Source organism: Anaeromassilibacillus sp. An172 (genome assembly GCF_002160515.1).
Taxonomy (GTDB): domain Bacteria; phylum Bacillota; class Clostridia; order Oscillospirales; family Acutalibacteraceae; genus Limousia; species Limousia pullorum.
Window position 1 is genome coordinate 97,679 of record NZ_NFKS01000008.1, and the last position, 16,356, is coordinate 114,034.

The 16,356-nt window shown below is 42.7% G+C and carries 14 protein-coding genes, 1 pseudogene and 1 other annotated feature; of the genes and pseudogenes, 8 read left to right on the forward strand and 7 right to left on the reverse strand.

Annotated features, from left to right (window positions below):
- Positions 1-10: 10 nt before the first annotated feature.
- A complete protein-coding gene (locus B5F08_RS05595; RefSeq protein WP_087377217.1) occupies positions 11-892 on the reverse strand; it encodes a helix-turn-helix domain-containing protein in 882 nt (293 codons plus the stop codon).
- A gap of 126 nt (positions 893-1,018) precedes the next feature.
- Between B5F08_RS05595 and B5F08_RS05600 the strand changes: the two genes are divergently transcribed.
- On the forward strand, positions 1,019-1,288 hold the full coding sequence (locus tag B5F08_RS05600) for a hypothetical protein (protein WP_087377219.1): 270 nt from the start codon (positions 1,019-1,021) through the stop codon (positions 1,286-1,288).
- A 177-nt stretch (positions 1,289-1,465) separates the two neighbouring features.
- Here B5F08_RS05600 and B5F08_RS05605 read toward each other — a convergent pair whose 3' ends face one another.
- The 6 genes from B5F08_RS05605 to B5F08_RS05630 form a co-directional block, all read right to left on the reverse strand.
- Positions 1,466-2,239 carry a Nif3-like dinuclear metal center hexameric protein gene (locus B5F08_RS05605; RefSeq protein ID WP_087377221.1) on the reverse strand — a complete coding sequence of 258 codons (774 nt, stop codon included), beginning with the start codon at positions 2,237-2,239 and terminating at the stop codon, positions 1,466-1,468.
- On the reverse strand, positions 2,232-2,900 hold the full coding sequence (locus B5F08_RS05610) for a class I SAM-dependent methyltransferase (RefSeq protein WP_087377223.1): 669 nt from the start codon (positions 2,898-2,900) through the stop codon (positions 2,232-2,234). Before B5F08_RS05610 ends, B5F08_RS05605 begins: the two co-directional genes overlap by 8 nt.
- A 4-nt stretch (positions 2,901-2,904) precedes the next feature.
- Complete coding sequence (locus tag B5F08_RS05615) at positions 2,905-3,105, reverse strand: DUF1858 domain-containing protein (RefSeq protein WP_087377225.1); 201 nt, start codon at positions 3,103-3,105, stop codon at positions 2,905-2,907.
- Positions 3,106-3,236: 131 nt separating this feature from the next.
- Positions 3,237-3,749, reverse strand: a complete 513-nt coding sequence (locus tag B5F08_RS05620) for a hypothetical protein (RefSeq protein WP_087377227.1) — start codon at positions 3,747-3,749, stop codon at positions 3,237-3,239.
- Between the two features lie 243 nt (positions 3,750-3,992).
- Positions 3,993-4,877: an NAD(P)H-hydrate dehydratase gene (locus B5F08_RS05625; protein WP_087377229.1), complete on the reverse strand. Its 885-nt coding sequence runs from the start codon at positions 4,875-4,877 to the stop codon at positions 3,993-3,995.
- 56 nt (positions 4,878-4,933) lie between these two features.
- A complete protein-coding gene (locus tag B5F08_RS05630) occupies positions 4,934-5,467 on the reverse strand; it encodes a DUF6106 family protein (protein WP_087377231.1) in 534 nt (177 codons plus the stop codon).
- Positions 5,468-5,735: 268 nt separating this feature from the next.
- Positions 5,736-5,959, forward strand: a binding site (T-box leader).
- Between the two features lie 100 nt (positions 5,960-6,059).
- On the opposite strand from B5F08_RS05630, the gene pheS reads away from it, so the two are divergent.
- From pheS to B5F08_RS05665, 7 genes and pseudogenes are all read left to right on the forward strand, one after another.
- A complete protein-coding gene (pheS, locus tag B5F08_RS05635; RefSeq protein ID WP_087377233.1) occupies positions 6,060-7,082 on the forward strand; it encodes a phenylalanine--tRNA ligase subunit alpha in 1,023 nt (340 codons plus the stop codon).
- A gap of 19 nt (positions 7,083-7,101) precedes the next feature.
- The gene (gene pheT, locus B5F08_RS05640) at positions 7,102-9,480 is read left to right on the forward strand and encodes a phenylalanine--tRNA ligase subunit beta (RefSeq protein WP_087377235.1); all 2,379 of its coding nucleotides are present in this window, start codon (positions 7,102-7,104) and stop codon (positions 9,478-9,480) included.
- Between the two features lie 325 nt (positions 9,481-9,805).
- Positions 9,806-10,663, forward strand: a complete 858-nt coding sequence (metF, locus tag B5F08_RS05645) for a methylenetetrahydrofolate reductase [NAD(P)H] (RefSeq protein ID WP_087377237.1) — start codon at positions 9,806-9,808, stop codon at positions 10,661-10,663.
- Positions 10,664-10,677: 14 nt separating this feature from the next.
- Complete coding sequence (locus B5F08_RS05650) at positions 10,678-11,322, forward strand: hypothetical protein (protein WP_087377239.1); 645 nt, start codon at positions 10,678-10,680, stop codon at positions 11,320-11,322.
- A complete protein-coding gene (locus B5F08_RS05655) occupies positions 11,312-13,705 on the forward strand; it encodes a homocysteine S-methyltransferase family protein (protein WP_087377241.1) in 2,394 nt (797 codons plus the stop codon). The genes B5F08_RS05650 and B5F08_RS05655 overlap by 11 nt, the downstream gene beginning before the upstream one ends.
- 132 nt (positions 13,706-13,837) lie before the next feature.
- Complete coding sequence (locus B5F08_RS05660) at positions 13,838-15,781, forward strand: RCC1 domain-containing protein (RefSeq protein WP_087377243.1); 1,944 nt, start codon at positions 13,838-13,840, stop codon at positions 15,779-15,781.
- A 28-nt stretch (positions 15,782-15,809) separates the two neighbouring features.
- A pseudogene (locus B5F08_RS05665) lies at positions 15,810-16,356 on the forward strand (RCC1 domain-containing protein); the annotation flags it as partial.

A 16,356-nucleotide genomic window follows, 5' to 3' on the forward strand; every position in this document is an offset into this window, starting at 1 on the left:
ATAACCTCCTTTACTTGTATTTTTTTCTGTACTCGCTGGGGGTGCAGTTGAAATATTTTTTGAAAGTTTTTGTAAAATGACAGGAGTTGTTAAAGCCGCAGGCAGAGGCAACCTCCGAAACTGTCATCATGGAGGTTCTCAAAAAATAGGAAGCCTGACCCATGCGGTATTTTAAAAGATACTGTGTGGGGGATATGGAAATAGTTCTGTTAAAACATCTCATACACTCACGTTCTCCCACGTTGGCGGCTGACGCTATGTGGGAGACATTTATTTGTTCACCGTAATGAACATGAATATAGCGAAGCATTTGCTTTATTCTAACGGAATCGTTGTTTGTGTTCTGTGAAATAATATTTTGGATTTGTGTATTGATAAACATCAAATACCAGAAACGTGAAAGGTTTTCTCTAACCTCAAACTCATATCCCGGGTTGTCGTCACGTATGGCGCAGTAGGCGTTTTCAATGCAGGTCAAGGCGTTTTTCTGCCATGGGGTATCCGGGCGCAGGAGAATTGATTTTAAAACCTGGTGGGACTCGGATATTGGAAAAACATATTTTCTCGCAAAAACGCTGTACCTTGAACCGTATATAAGCGAGTTTGAAAAAACAAGGGAGTGCAGAACGGTTCCCTCACATAAAAGCTCTATACAGTGGAGGGTGTTTGTGTTTATAAAAACTCCGTCGCCTGCGGAAAGCTCATAGGTTCCGTTTGTGAGCTTTAATTTGATTTTACCGGAATGAACCGCAATAAGCTCGGTTTCCTCGTGCCAGTGCCACTGAATATAGGTTTGGCTTTTGTAGCCGGCGCAGGGGAAATCGGGAGTTCCGTGGGGTTTAAGTTCTCGGTTATTTTGTCCTATGTACAGATTGGGGTCTTGAAGGGCCATAAAATCTCCTTAGTCGGTTTTGTTATGTTATAGGTCTGAATTGTTATTGTAAAATTTCCTATTAAGATGTATCTTATTATTGCAGGAACCAAACAGGTTCACAAAATCTGAAGCGGAGGTATTCATATGAAAAGCAATCAGATTGGAATGACATTTTGCAATATTGCAGACGTTAAAAGTTTTTTTGAGGTAATTGACAACTGCAAAGAGCCTGTTTATCTTAAGTCCGATGACGGCACAAAATACGACATCAGAAACGACAGAAAGCTCAGAGCTTTGATAGGCTGTCTCGCTTCTGCACCGTCAGGAAAGATATCTCGCCTTAATGTTGTATGCAACTGTATTGAAGACGCAAAGAATCTTATGAAATATATGATGGAAGCAAGAGAAGACTAATTGCTGCATATATTATATCAGATAAAGCTCTTTGAATAAATAAGCTATTTACCGATAATGTATAAATCAGGCGTCATCCTGTTTTATGAAAATGTCCTTTCTTAAATAAAAATAAAAAACCAATCGTCCCCGTATAATCCTCGGGGACGATTGGTTTTTATGTAAAAATTATTATAATCAAATATAGGAAACTCCGTCTGTGTATCTTTCGGAAATTAAAAAATTCACCGTTGGGAATTGATTGGAAAGGCGTTTTGCCAATGGTGCTATTACAATATCCTCTGTTTTATAATGACCTGCGTCAACAACGCTCATGTCGTTTTCTGCGGCAAAGAGGATTTCATGGTGTTTTATCTCTCCTGTAAGCAAAAGGTCGGCGCCCAGCTTTTTGGCAAGGAATACATAATCTCCGCCGGCACCTGAGCACATGGCGATTTTCTGAACAGTCTTTTCCTTATTTACAACCCTAAGTCCCTGACAGTTCAAAGCGTCCTTTAAACCGTAGGCAAATCTCTCTGCTGTTACAGGCTCTGAAAGCTCGCCTATAACAAGACATTCGCCCTCAACAAAATGTGGGTTTTGAACATTCGCAGCCTTTGCAAGGCACATGTTTACTCCGCCGTCAGCGGCTAAATCCAGATTTGTGTGCAGGCAAAGGGCGGAAAGTCCGTTTCGTATAAGGGAGTAAAGGGCGGTATCCGCCATAACATTTTTAACAGGATTAAAAATAATTGGGTGATGGCTTATTATAAGCTGTGCTCCTTTTTCTTTTGCTTCCTCAACAACATCCTTTGTTATATCCAAAGCCAAAATCGCTGTTTTGATTTCGCCGTCTATATCGCCGGCAAGAAAGCCGCTGTTGTCAAAATCCATAGCGGTTTCCAATGGAGCAAAGGTCTGGGTAAATGCTATTATGTCCCTTGGTGTTGGATATGCTTTTTCGTTATACATTATTTTCACATCTTTTCCTAATAATCTCGGAAACATTTTTTAAACCCGGGTTGCTTCTCTGCTGTTTCTCAAGACGGCTGAGTATAAGCTCTGCGTATTCCCTGTGGTTTTCATTTGTTTCCGGCGTTAAGATGCCGAGATATAAAAAATCTTCCTCATGGGGGATTTTTTCTCCCCTATAGCATACCTGCATAACGGTGTAAAGCTTTTTGCCCTCCTTACAGGTGTCCTGTCTTAAAATTTCAAACCCGTTTTCACAGAGATATTTTATAAGCTCACTGCATTTAGTCATGGGCTGTAAAATAAATCTTTTTTCCGGATTTTTTGAAAAAGGGCAGTTGTCCATAATTTTGGCTATAAGCTCTCCGCCCATACCGGCAATTATTATATCGTCGGCTTCATCTTCTTTAATATTTTTAAGTCCGTCGCTGAGCCTTGTTTTTACAAGCTTCTCTGCGCCGTATTTTTTTATGGTCAGTTCTCCACGGCTTAAAGGCTCCGGGTTAATATCGGCGGCAACCGCAGAAACAGCTTTTCCCGTAAGGCAAAGCCATACGGGAAGATAAGCGTGGTCTGTTCCTATGTCTGCCACCTTTACTTTATCCCTGACAAAGCTTGCGCAGAGGGCAAGTCTGTTGTCCGGTGTAAAAAGTGTATGCATATTTTTATTCTCCGATTGCAGCGTTGAGCTTTGCAACAAGCTCGTCAGCGTCCTTGCCGTGTACCATGCAAGCCTCTTCTACTGATTCGCCTCTTGCAGAAGGACAGCCAAGGCAGTGCATACCGATTTCAAGGAAATATTTTGCTGTATCAGGATACATGTCCAGAACATCGCCGATTATAGATTGTTTTGTGATTTTGCTCATTTATAAAACCTCCGTTATATTTAAATTCTTTTGATGCATATAATCATCATGAGTATATCACACACAACAACCCTTTGCAATATTATTTTTATTATTCCTTTACAGAACTATAACTGCCTGGGAATTGTGTTTTACATATTAAAAATAAATTCTATTTTTACATCATCAGAGGAATAGGAAACCACCTTTCCGCTTGCTTTATCCAGTGCAAAATCAAATTCCTTTGAATAGATTTTACCTTTGCAGAGCAAAAGACCGTTTTCCTCAGCATAAGGGGTTATCTGTGGCGTTGAGGAAAGATATTCAATAAAATTGTAAAGCTGCTGGGATGGACTTGTGTCGGGGAGATAGTGGTTTTCGGTCTGACAAATTTTTTCACCTATACCGGACTTGAAAACATCGCCTTTAAATCCTGTTTTAAGACCGCAAAGACTTTCCGGCGAGGTGATTTCAATAATCAACGGAGAATTTTCGCTGTAGCTTATGTCCGCCGTGTACTTAAGACCCTTGCAGTTTATATTTGCCGAGCAGTCAAAGGAAAGGTCAGCCTTTTGGGGAGAAATTTCCTTTTGAGAACATCCGGAAAAAATCGCCGCCCACATAATTATAAGAATTGCCGAAGATAAAAGAAAAATTTTTTTCATAATATAATACCTCTATTTTCATTAAATAGTTTTTATTTCTTTATTTTTCTTTTAACTAATCATTCTTGATATTTGCTGATTGATACTTTAACTAACCCCATATGTGGGTGAGCCATTCCGAAGAATAAGGAAAACGTCTCGCCCGCCTTGAAATGAACTTTATTTCTAAACTAAATCCTTGCAAGGCGGAGATAAAAAAGTTTCGTCCGACCTGAAACGGAAGTTGATTTATATATCCTACATTTACTGGTCGGTTATAAAAAAGAAAGCCTTGCCTATGTTTCTAAGGGTGTCTGTGGGGAGCATGGAAATCATGCCCTGCTGTTTGGCGGTTATATCGCCGGCAAGACCGTGTACAAACACGCCAAGGCAGGCGGCGTCAAAGGGTGAATATCCCTGAGCCAATAACGAGCCTGCAATTCCTGCGAGAATGTCGCCGCTTCCGCCTGTGGACATTCCCGGATTTCCGGTGGTGTTTACCCTGTGTTCGCCTGTGGGTGAGGCAACAACCGTTCCGGCGCCCTTTAAGACTGTTATTACATTGTACTTTTTTGCAAAATTGCAGGCGCACTCAATGCGGTTGCTTTGAACTTCCTCTATGGTTGTTTTTGTGAGCCTTGCCATTTCTCCCGGGTGAGGTGTGATTATTACGGGAGCTTTTGCACTGTTTAATATATCTATATGTTCGCTTACGCAGTTTAGACCATCCGCATCTATTACCATGGGAACGGCACAGCTTTCAACTATTCTTTCGGTTACTGATGAGGTGAAGAAATTCCAGCCCATGCCGCAGCCCAAAACCACAGCGGAGGCTGTTTCACAAAGCTTTAAAAGCTCTGTACAGTTGCTCTGTGAAAAGGTTTTGTCTGTGGTTTTTATTGGGTGGAAAACGCACTCGGGAAGCCTTACCGCCGCAATGGGATAAATGCTTTCGGGGATTGCAAGGCGCATAAGACCAACGCCGGAACGTAAAGCGCCCATTGCCGCCATCATTGCCGCACCTGCCATGCCGTAGCTTCCGCAGATTGCAAGAAGATTTCCGAAAGTTCCCTTGTTTGAATCTATGGGACGGGATTTAATTTTATCCTTTAAAAATTCCTTTGTAATAAGTGGTGTGTTGTTTGACATTTAAAATCACTCCGTTAAAAAGACAGGCGGCAAAATTACTGCCGCCTGAATTGTATTTATTTTTTGTAGTAAAGTTCTGTTATGATTTCTCTTCTCAAGTATGGGCGCATTGCCTTGAAGATTTCATCGTTAGGTGTAAAGGCTACAGCCTTTGTACCGAATTTCGGGTCACGGTAGGTTATAACGTATGTATCGTCATTGTTGTAATCCTCGCAGGCATATACGTTTTTGTTGATTTTAATGCTCTGAAGTTTTGGGTCGGTAAATTTGCAGAAATTTTCTATTGTGGAAATTTTTATATCCACGAGATTTTTTCTTCTTTTCTTTGCAATTATTTTGTCAATAACAAGAAAATCGTTGGTCACTGCATATTCAAACTCAAGATTTGTTCCCTGAGCTACAAAGATTGCAAGGTAAATAAAAGCAAACACAACGATGAATGACAAAATCAGCATAAACGGCGCAAACATAATAACCAGAAGCACTGAAAGTCCGGCAAGAATAAGACCGATCATAATAACCAGTGCCACAGTGGCATAGTCAACCGCTTTTCTTTTCTTTTTAACAAGCTGTTCCACGAAGATGTCCATATTTTCCTTTCCGACGGGAATTTTCCGTCCGGCAAAGCCTTTTATTTTTCCGAAACATGAGGAAAGGTTATGCCGTTATCTTACCCTTTTTAAAATAAATTATTTGTTGATATACGCCGTAAACTCTCAGTTTCTTTTGTAGATAAAACTCACAAACTATTAGAGGGTTTTCGGCTAATATTGTATATGATAACATATATCCGAAAAAAATTCAATAAAGCCCTTGCATATTTCACAAAAAAATGATAATATTACAAAGATAGCTGATGATAACACGATGACAAAGGAAGTAGCTTTCCCAAAAGCATTGCCCAGAGAATGTGCGCCGTGGCTGGAAGCGCACTGCTTTGCAGGGTTTGTGAAGTTCCCTTTTGAGTGGCGAGGCTGAAATTTCAGTAGGCTTCGACGGCAGGCACCGTTATATGCCGAAGGAGTGTTTGCTCTTTTTGAAGCAAAAAACAGGGTGGTACCACGGATAATTTCGTCCCTTTGGCATTTTTATGCCGATGGGGCTTTTTTATTTTTCCGCCGTATTTTAAATTGTGTTAATTTATCAGAAATATAAACTGCTTAAAGGAAAGGATTGACTTTGATGAAAGAACAGCTTGAAGCCATAAGACAAAAGGCTTTAAATGAACTTGAAAATGCCGCATCAATTCAGGATATTGAAGCGGTGAGAATTAAATTCCTGGGCAAAAAAGGCGAGCTTACAGGAATTTTGAAGCAGATGGGTAAGCTTTCCGCCGAGGAAAGACCTGTTGTAGGACAGCTTGCAAATGTTATCAGAAGCGAGATTGAAGCAAAAATCGAAGAGGACAGCAAATCAATCGCCCAGAAGCTCCAGGCAGAAAAGCTCAAAGCAGAGAAAATCGACGTTACTCTTCCGGGCAAGGCTAAGGTTTTGGGAAGCAGACACCCACTCACCGTTGTGCTTGACGATATCAAGGATATTTTTATCGGTATGGGATTTGATATCGTTGACGGCCCAGAGGTTGAAAAGGATTATTACAACTTTGAGGCTCTCAATATTCCAAAAGACCACCCTGCAAGAGATACACAGGATACATTCTATATAAATGAAAATATAGTTTTGAGAACTCAGACCTCACCGGTTCAGGTTCGTGTTATGGAGAAGCAGCAGCCTCCTATCAGAATTATTTCTCCGGGAAGAGTTTTCAGAAGCGACGCTGTAGACGCAACACACTCACCTCTCTTCCACCAGATTGAGGGACTTGTGGTTGATAAGGGCGTTTCCTTTGCAGACCTTAAAGGAACTCTTGAAATCTTTATAAAGCAGCTTTACGGCGAGGACAGCGTTGTTCGTTTCAGACCTCACCACTTCCCATTTACAGAGCCTTCCGCAGAGGTTGACGTTCAGTGCTTTAACTGCCACGGCGCAGGCTGCCCTCTTTGTAAGGGCGAAGGCTGGATTGAAATTCTCGGCTGCGGCATGGTTCATCCAAAGGTTTTGGAAACCTGCAACATCGACCCGGAGGTTTACTCAGGATTTGCTTTCGGTCTCGGACTTGAAAGAATTGCAATGAGAAGATACAACATAAACGATTTAAGACTGTTCTTTGAAAACGATGTTCGTTTCCTCAAGCAGTTTGACTGATAAAAGGAGGTAGAATTTTATGAATCTGTCAATGAGATGGCTTAAAGAATTTGTAGATATAGAAATGCCTCCGAGAGAATTTTCCGAGGCAATGACCATGAGCGGTTCTAAGGTTGAGGGCTATGAAATTGAGGCTGAAAACACAAAGAACGTGGTAGTGGGAAAGGTTTTGTCCATTGAAAAGCACCCGGACGCTGACAAGCTGGTTGTATGCCGGATAGACATCGGCGAGGGCGAGCCTGTTCAGATTGTTACAGGTGCTAAAAACCTTACAGTAGGCGACTATATCCCTGTTGCTAAGGACAATTCGGTTTTGCCAAACGGCGTAAAGATTAAAAAGGGCAAGCTCAGAGGCGTTCCATCAAACGGTATGCTCTGCTCACTTTCCGAGCTGGGACTTACAGCCCACGACTTCCCGTATGCAATCGAGGACGGAATTTTTGTTCTCGGCGACGACTGCGACAAAACTCTGGGCAAGGACATCAGAGAGGCTATAGGTCTTAACGACACAAAGGTTGAGTTTGAAATAACCTCAAACCGTCCTGACTGCTTCAGCGTTATCGGTCTTGCAAGAGAAGCAGCCGCAACATTTAACAAAGAGCTTAAACTTCACAAACCTGTTGTAAAGGCCGGAAACGGCGACTGCACAGGTATGCTGGATGTTAAAATAGAAAACCCGGAGCTTTGCAAAATCTACTCCGCAAGAATAGTTAAAAACGTAAGAGTTAAGCCTTCACCACGCTGGCTCAGAGAGCGTCTGAGAGCAATGGGCGTTCGTCCTATCAACAACATCGTTGATATTACAAACTATGTAATGCTTGAATACGGCCAGCCTATGCACGCTTTTGACCTTAGATTTATCGACGAGGGCAAAATCAGAGTAAGACTTGCCAAAAACGGCGAAAAGATTACAACACTTGACGGCGTTGAGAGAACACTCACCGACAAAAACCTTGTAATCGCCGACGCAAACAAGCCTGTTGCTATTGCCGGTGTTATGGGCGGCGAGTACTCAGGTATCATGGACGATACAACAACTATCGTATTTGAAAGCGCAACCTTTAAGGGTTCAAGCGTAAGAATTACCGCAAAGTCCCAGGGTATGAGAACAGACGCTTCCTCAAGATATGAAAAGGGCCTTGACCCTAACGCCTGCCTCCCTGCTCTTGAAAGAGCCTGCGAGCTTGTAGAGCTTCTTGACGCCGGCGACGTTATGGACGGTATCCTTATGGATAAGCAGTACGAAGAGGGCAACCACACAATCAAGTTCGAGCCAGAATGGACAAACAAGTTCCTTGCAACAAATCTTTCCCGTGAAGAGATGATAGACATTCTCCACAAGGTTGAATGTAAGGTTGAGGGCGACACAATCACCGTTCCCACATTCAGACCTGACCTTGAGTGTAAGGCAGATATCGCCGAGGAAATCGCACGTTTCTACGGATACAATGTAATCGATTCAACAGCAATTTCCGGCGGCGCACAGGGCAAGTTCACAGAGCGTCAGAAGTTCGACAAGACAATTTCCGCAGCAATGCTTGCTTTGGGCTTCAACGAGATTATGACATATTCTTTCATAAGCCCGAAATATTACAATAAAATCCTTATGCCGGAAAATCATCCTTTGAGAAATTCCGTTGTAATCTCCAACCCTCTGGGCGAGGATACCTCAATTATGAGAACAACCGCTCTCCCAAGCATGATGGAGATACTTTCCAAAAACTACAACAACAGAAATTCAAATGTAGCTCTCTTTGAAATTGCAAGAGAGTACATCCCAACAACTCCTGATGAGCTTCCTATAGAGAAAAACGTACTTGTTGCCGGCGTTTACGGCGACGACGCAGACTTCTTCACATTAAAGGGAGCAGTTGAGAGAGTTCTTGAAAAGACATGTGTTAAGAACTGGGATATTTATGCTTCTGAAAATGAGTTCGGATATCATCCGGGCAGATGCGCAGTTCTTGAGATAAACGGCAAACGCCTTGGCGTTATGGGCGAAATTCACCCGGACGCTGCAAAGAACTATGACATCGACACTAAGGTTTACTGCTTCACCCTTGACGTTGACCTTATGTTTGAAAATGCACAGCTTGAAAAGACATTTATTCCGCTTCCAAAATATCCGGCGGTTTCCCGTGACCTTGCTGTTATCTGTGATGAGGATATTCCGGTTCTCACCCTTGAAAAGGAAATAGCAAAGGCAGCAGGCAAGCTTCTTGAAGAGGTTAAGCTCTTCGACGTTTACCAGGGCAAGCAGATTGAAGCAGGCAAGAAGAGCGTAGCATTCAACATTGTTATGAGAAGCGCAGAAGCCACCCTCACCGAGGAGCAGATAAACTCTGTAATGAAGAAATCAATCGAAGCCTTAGCCTCCATAGGCGCAACCCTCCGATGATTTTATATCCGACCTGCAAAGGGTGGTTATAAAAATAAGGTTCTGCACAGGTCGGGCGAGACCTTCTGTTAAGTCTTTGGAATGGCTCGCTTGTATTTGGGTTGAATTTTAAATAATAGAAACAACAACCGTGGTTCTTTAAATTTTGAACCACGGTTATTTTTATATTTAATCATAATTATAAAAATATATTTCAGGTTGGTTTGTTAGTTAACATCATCTCTGTAACAGGCGTATTTTTACCATTTAGTGTTGTGTTACCGGTCGTATTGTGGTATTATATGAGGTAATAGATTTTAAAATTATGATACAGCAGGTGATGAATATGAATATAGCAGATAAATTTAATAAGGGAAAGACAGTGCTTTCCTTTGAGGTTTTCCCTCCGAAAAAAACATCTCCGGTGGAGACTATTTACGGAACACTGGAAAAGCTTGTGGAGCTTAGACCGGACTTTATAAGCGTTACTTACGGAGCAGGCGGAAGCAATGTGGGACATACCGTTGAAATCGCTTCAAAGCTTATAAACGACCATAAAATAGACGCTTTGGCTCACCTTACCTGTATCAACAGCGAAAAATCCCATATTGACAGAGTTTTGGAAGAATTTAAGGCTGGAGGAATTGAAAACATTCTGGCTTTGAGAGGCGATATTGTCCCCGATAAAGAGCCTTGCCACGACTTTAAACACGCTTCCGACCTTTGCAGCTACATAAAGGAAAAGGGTAATTTTTACCTCAGCGGAGCTTGTTATCCGGAAGTTCATGTGGACGCCGCAGACGAGGTTGAGGACATACTCAACTTAAAGAAAAAGGTTGACGCAGGTGCAGAGCATCTTATAACTCAGCTTTTCTTTGACAATAACGCCTATTACCGTTTCAGAGAAAGGGCAAGAATCGCCGGAATAAATGTGCCTGTTTCTGCGGGTATTATGCCGGTTGTAAATAAAAAGCAGATAGAGAAAATGGTTTCCCTGTGCGGAGCAAGTTTTCCGGCTAAGTTTTCAAAAATTATGGCGAAATACGAGAGCAATTCCGAGGCGTTGAGAGACGCAGGAATTGCCTATGCGGTTGAACAGATTGTTGACCTTATCGCCAGCGGAGCAGAGGGTATTCATATCTATACAATGAACAACCCGTACATAGCAGAGAAAATCACCTCTGCAATAAAAAATCTCCTTTGATTGAGGGGAAACAGATGATAAAGCTTGAAAAACTCAGCAGACAGGAATGTCTGAGATATCTGGGAGGAAAAAATCTTTCAGTAACTCCTCAGATAGAAAATATGCTGGATATCTGCGAAAAGAAAATATTTGAAACGGCTTCGGTCAAATATCTGTATAAGGAAATCCCTGTTGACAGTCCTGTGCTTCATCACGGAAATGATATTGAGGAACATTTAAAGGGCTGTGAAAAGGCTGTTGTAATGTGCGCAACTCTTGGTGCAGGAATTGACAGGCTTATAAGGGTTTCCCAGATAACCGATATGTCGGAAGCGGTGGTTATTGACAGTCTTGCAAGCGTTGCAATAGAACAGGTGTGTAATCAGGTGGATATGATTGTATCTTCGCTGTACCCGGGAGAGTATCTCACATTCAGATTTTCCTGCGGATACGGGGATTACCCAATAGATTTGCAGGGGGAATTTCTCAGGATTTTAGACGCACCGAGAAAAATAGGCCTTTGCACCAATAAAAGCTCTTTGCTTACCCCTACAAAGTCGGTTACGGCGGTTATGGGAATTTCAAAAAATCCTATTGAAAAGAGAAAAAGAGGCTGCGCCGTTTGCAATATGAGGGAAAACTGTAAATTCAGAAAGGCGGGTTTGCGCTGTGACATTTAAAGAATTGCTTGAAACAAAAGAGTTTATAATTCTGGACGGAGCAATGGGAACAATGCTTCAAAAGTCCGGATTGAAAGTTGGAGAAATTCCGGAGCTTCTGGGAATTTCCCATCCGGAAATTATAACCGGCATACACAAAAGCTATATAGACGCAGGCGCCCACATTATATACGCCAACACCTTCGGCGCAAACAGCTATAAGTTAGAGGGCTGTGGCTACAGCGCAGAAGAGGTTATAAAGACAGCGGTTGTGAACGCCAAAAAGGCGGCGGAAAACACCGACACTCTGGTGGCTCTTGATATAGGCCCTATCGGTCAGCTTTTGGAGCCGGCCGGCGGTCTTGCCTTTGAAGAAGCTTACGAGATTTTTAAGGAGCAGATTTTGGCAGGCAGTGATGCGGACTTGATTGTCTTTGAAACAATGACCGACCTTTACGAGCTTAAAGCCGCAGTGCTTGCCGCAAAGGAAAATTCAGATAAGCCTATAATCTGCACCATGACATTTGAAAAGGATTTGAGAACCTTTACAGGTTGTTCCGTTGAGTGTATGGCTATGACATTAAAGGGCCTGGGCGTTGACGCAATGGGACTTAACTGCTCTTTGGGACCTGAGGAGATGTTCCCGATAGCAGAACAGCTTTCACAGTTTTCACCATTGCCTATAGTTATCAAGCCGAATGCAGGCTTGCCAGACCCAAACAGCAACACATACGATGTGTCGCCGGAGGAGTTCGCAGAGAGCATGGCAAAGCTTGTGCCTTTGGGTTTGAGAATCTGCGGAGGCTGCTGCGGAACAACTCCCGAATATATAGAAAAGCTTTGTGAAGCTTTAAAGGATAAAAAGCATGTGGAAAACACCGTGAGAAAATATCCGGCAGTTTGTAGTGCCACAAAGGCTGTGGACATTGAGGAGCCGAGAATAATCGGTGAGAGAATAAACCCTACCGGGAAGAAGTTGTTTAAACAAGCATTGATTGACGGTGATATGGACTACATCTTAAACCAGGCGGTGGCTCAGGTTAAGGGCGGAGCGGATATTCTTGACGTAAACGTGGGACTTCCGGAAATCGACGAAAAAGAAATGATGGTTCGTGCCGTTAAGGAGATACAGGCGGTTGTGGACGTGCCTTTGCAGATAGATACAACAAAGCCGGATGTTTTGGAAGCAGGACTTAGGGTTTATAACGGAAAAGCCATTGTAAACTCAGTAAACGGCGAGGACGAGAGCATAGCTACAGTTCTTCCTCTGGTTAAAAAATACGGAGCTTCCGTGGTTGGTCTTACCCTTGACAAAGGCGGAATACCAAAAACCGCAGAGGGAAGATTTGCCATTGCGGAAAAGATAGTAAAGGCGTCTCAAAGCTACGGTATTTCCCGTGAGGACGTTTATATTGACTGTCTTACTCTCACCGTTTCAGCGGAGCAGGAGGGAGCCGCAGAGACCCTTAAGGCCTTGAAAATGGTTAAAGAAAAGCTTGGATGCAAGACTGTTTTAGGCGTTTCAAATATCTCATTCGGTCTTCCGGAAAGAGAGCTTATAAACAGAACATTTCTCACCATGGCTTTGGAAAACGGCCTTGACCTGCCTATTATCAACCCAAATGTGGACAGCATGACAGGAGCGGTGAGAGCCTACAAGGTTTTAAAAGCCATTGATAAAAACTCCGTAAAATTTATCGAAAGCTATAATCAGGCTAATGTTGGAGAGAAAAAGCCGCAGCCCACAGCCCAAAAGGGAACAGGGGACTTGGCGGAAGCAATAGAAAACGGACTTAAATCCGAGTGCGCCGCCATAACAAAGGAGCTTTTAAACACAATGGAGCCTTTGGAAATAGTAAACCAAAAGCTTATTCCTGCTTTGGACAAGGCGGGCGATTCCTTTGAAAAGGGAAAAACCTTTTTGCCCCAGCTTATCCAGAGCGCAAATGCGGCTCAGGCTTGCTTTGAGATAATCAAGGAAAAAATAGCATCCTCAAGCAATGCCCCTGTAAGCAAGGGAAAAATAATCCTTGCAACGGTAAAGGGGGATATTCACGATATCGGAAAGAATATTGTAAAGGTACTTTTGGACAACTACGGATATACCGTTGTGGACTTGGGCAGAGATGTTGACCCTCAGAAGGTTGTTGACACAGCTATTGCTCAGAACATTAAAATGATTGGTTTGTCAGCTTTGATGACCACAACCCTTAAAAGCATGGAGGACACAATAAAGCTTGTGAGAAACACTCCACAGCTTCAAAATCCCGACGGAACCAGCAAGTGCGTTATTTTTGTAGGCGGAGCGGTGCTCACCAAAGACTACGCCATGAAGATAGGCGCAGACTATTACTGCAAGGACGCAAAGGAAAGCGTTGATACAGCAAAATTGGTGCTGGGTTAATTTAATAAAAACTTCAAAAAGACTTGTTTTCTTGAGAGGAAAACAGGTCTTTTTTATTGTAGAGTGGTTATTTTGTGGTATAATTGAAAAAAAGGATGAACGGATATTATTTGAATTAGGAGGGAAAAGAAAATGAATAAATGTCCCGTGTGCGGAAAGGAAAATACAGGCTTTGTTTGCAGTGACTGCGGCTTTGATTTAAGCTGTGATTTTGAGAGATTTCCCACATTATCAACAGTTAAAAGCGGAAGCTTATCTGTTTCAAAGCTGAAAATTATAAGGAAAGGTAGTTTTAAAAATATAAAGCGCTGTAATGTCTGCGGCGGTCACATCTTTTATTTTGATGAGAAAAAATATCTTTTTATCTGTACAGCCTGCGGAAAGACATCAAAGCTTCAAATACCCGAAAAGTACGGTGATGAAATAACTCATACATCTGTTATAAATAATAAACCGAAAAACAGAAAGAAAATAGTTTCCCTTGCGGCGGGGGATTATCACACTGTTGTACTGAAAGAGGACGGAACTGTTGGGGCAATAGGCAACAACTACAGCGGACAGTGCAATGTGGGAACATGGAAAAATATTTCGCAGGTTTCCGCCGGAGGCTATCACACTGTAGGACTTAGAAAAGACGGAACCGTTGTTGCTGTGGGCAACAATTCCAAAGGACAGTGTGAAACAGGGGATTGGATGTCTATAGTTTCCGTTGCGGCGGGCTACGAACATACTGTAGGTCTTAAAAGCGACGGAACGGTTGTGAGTACAGGTGACGGGAAACAAAGCTTTGTATACGACTGGAAAAATATTAAGGCGATCGCCGCAGGATATGACCACACGGTCGGTCTTAAAAAAGACGGAACAGTTGTGGCGACCGGAGGAAACTATTTTGACTCTAACGAGCACTGCAATGTGGGTGACTGGAAAGACATAGCTGCCATTGCGGCAGGATATAAGTATACAGCCGGTCTTAAAAAAGACGGAACCGTATTGTTTGCGGGGAATAATTATTCCTTTATGAGTACAGTACAGAGCTGGAAGGACATAACCGCTGTTGTCGGTGGAGATATCGCAATATTCGGACTCAGAAAGGACGGGACAGTGTGGTCAGTAAGAGACAGAGAATGTTGTCTTATTGAAGGCTCGATTTGGGAAAACATCAGTAAAATTGCGTCGGGAAAATATCATATGGCGGCACTTGACAAAAACGGTACGCTGATATGTACAAAATTAAAAGAAGGCTTACAGAAGAAAACCGCAGGCTGGAGAAATATCAGGAAGATTTCCGCAGGAGCCGCCGGCATTGCAGGTGTGACATATGACGGCAGTGCTTTATTTGCCGAAAGAAATAAAAATATTTCCTATGATGTAAGCGGCTGGAAAAGTATACTTGATATTTCGTTAAACTCCCGTCATATTGTGGGACTTAAAAACGACGGAACGGTTGTGGCAACGGGAGATAATTATAGAGGGCAATGCGATGTTTCAAAATGGAAAAACATTATTGCTGTTTCAGCAGGATGGGAACATACAGCAGGGCTTAATGCGGACGGCAGAGCAGTGGCTGTGGGCGAAAATTTTTTTGGAAGCTGTGATATTAGTAAATGGAAAAACATAAAAGGTATTTCGGCAGGAAGTGACTTTACAATAGGAGTAAAAAACGATGGAAAACTTGTTTCCGCCGGAGCATACGGCAGCGGCCAGCGGAACGTGGATTGTTGGGAAAATATAGTGTCTGCGGCGGCAGGATTTTATCACACAGTAGGTTTAAAAAGCGACGGAACGGTTGTGGCTGCAGGCGATAATTCCAGCGGTCAGTGCGATGTGGGCGGATGGGATAATATAATGTCCGTTTCGGCAAGTATGGATAACACAGTGGGACTTAGAAAAGACGGTACGGTTGTTGCGGCAGGGGATAACAGACACGGTCAGTGCGATGTAAAGGACTGGAAAAATATCGTGGCTGTTGCCTCTGGATTCGGCTTTACGGCAGGACTTAAAAGTGACGGAACAGTGGTTACAACAAAGGATATAGATTACGGACAGTGCGACGCTGAGAAGCTTATGGCGGACTAAATATAAAAAATTTGATGGAGGGATTTTTATGAACAGGTGTCCCGTGTGCGGAAAGGAAAATACAGGCTTTGTTTGCAGTGACTGCGGCTTTGATTTAAGCTGTGATTTTGAGAGACTTCCCACATTATCAATGATTAAAAGCGGAAGCCTCTCATGTTCCAAATTGAAAATAGTAAGGGAAGCGAAATTTAAAAATGTAAAGCGCTGTGAGGTCTGCGGCGGCTATACATTTTACTTTGACGAGGAGAAATATATTTTGACCTGCCCTGTATGCGGAAAGGTTATAAAGCTTGAAAAGGCGAAAAAGCGTAATAAAATAACAGCCGTTGCGGCGGGGGATTATCACACTGTTGTACTTAAAGAGGACGGAACAGCTGCGGCAATAGGCAATAACTACAGCGGTCAATGCAGCGTGGGAAGCTGGAAAAATCTTGCGGCGGTTTATGCAGGATGCTATCATACAATAGGACTTAAAAAAGACGGAACTGTAGTTTATGCCGGAAGCAATAAAAACGGAGAAAAGGAAAGATTAAAAGGCTGGAAGAATATAGCCGCAATATCTGCAAAGAGAAATT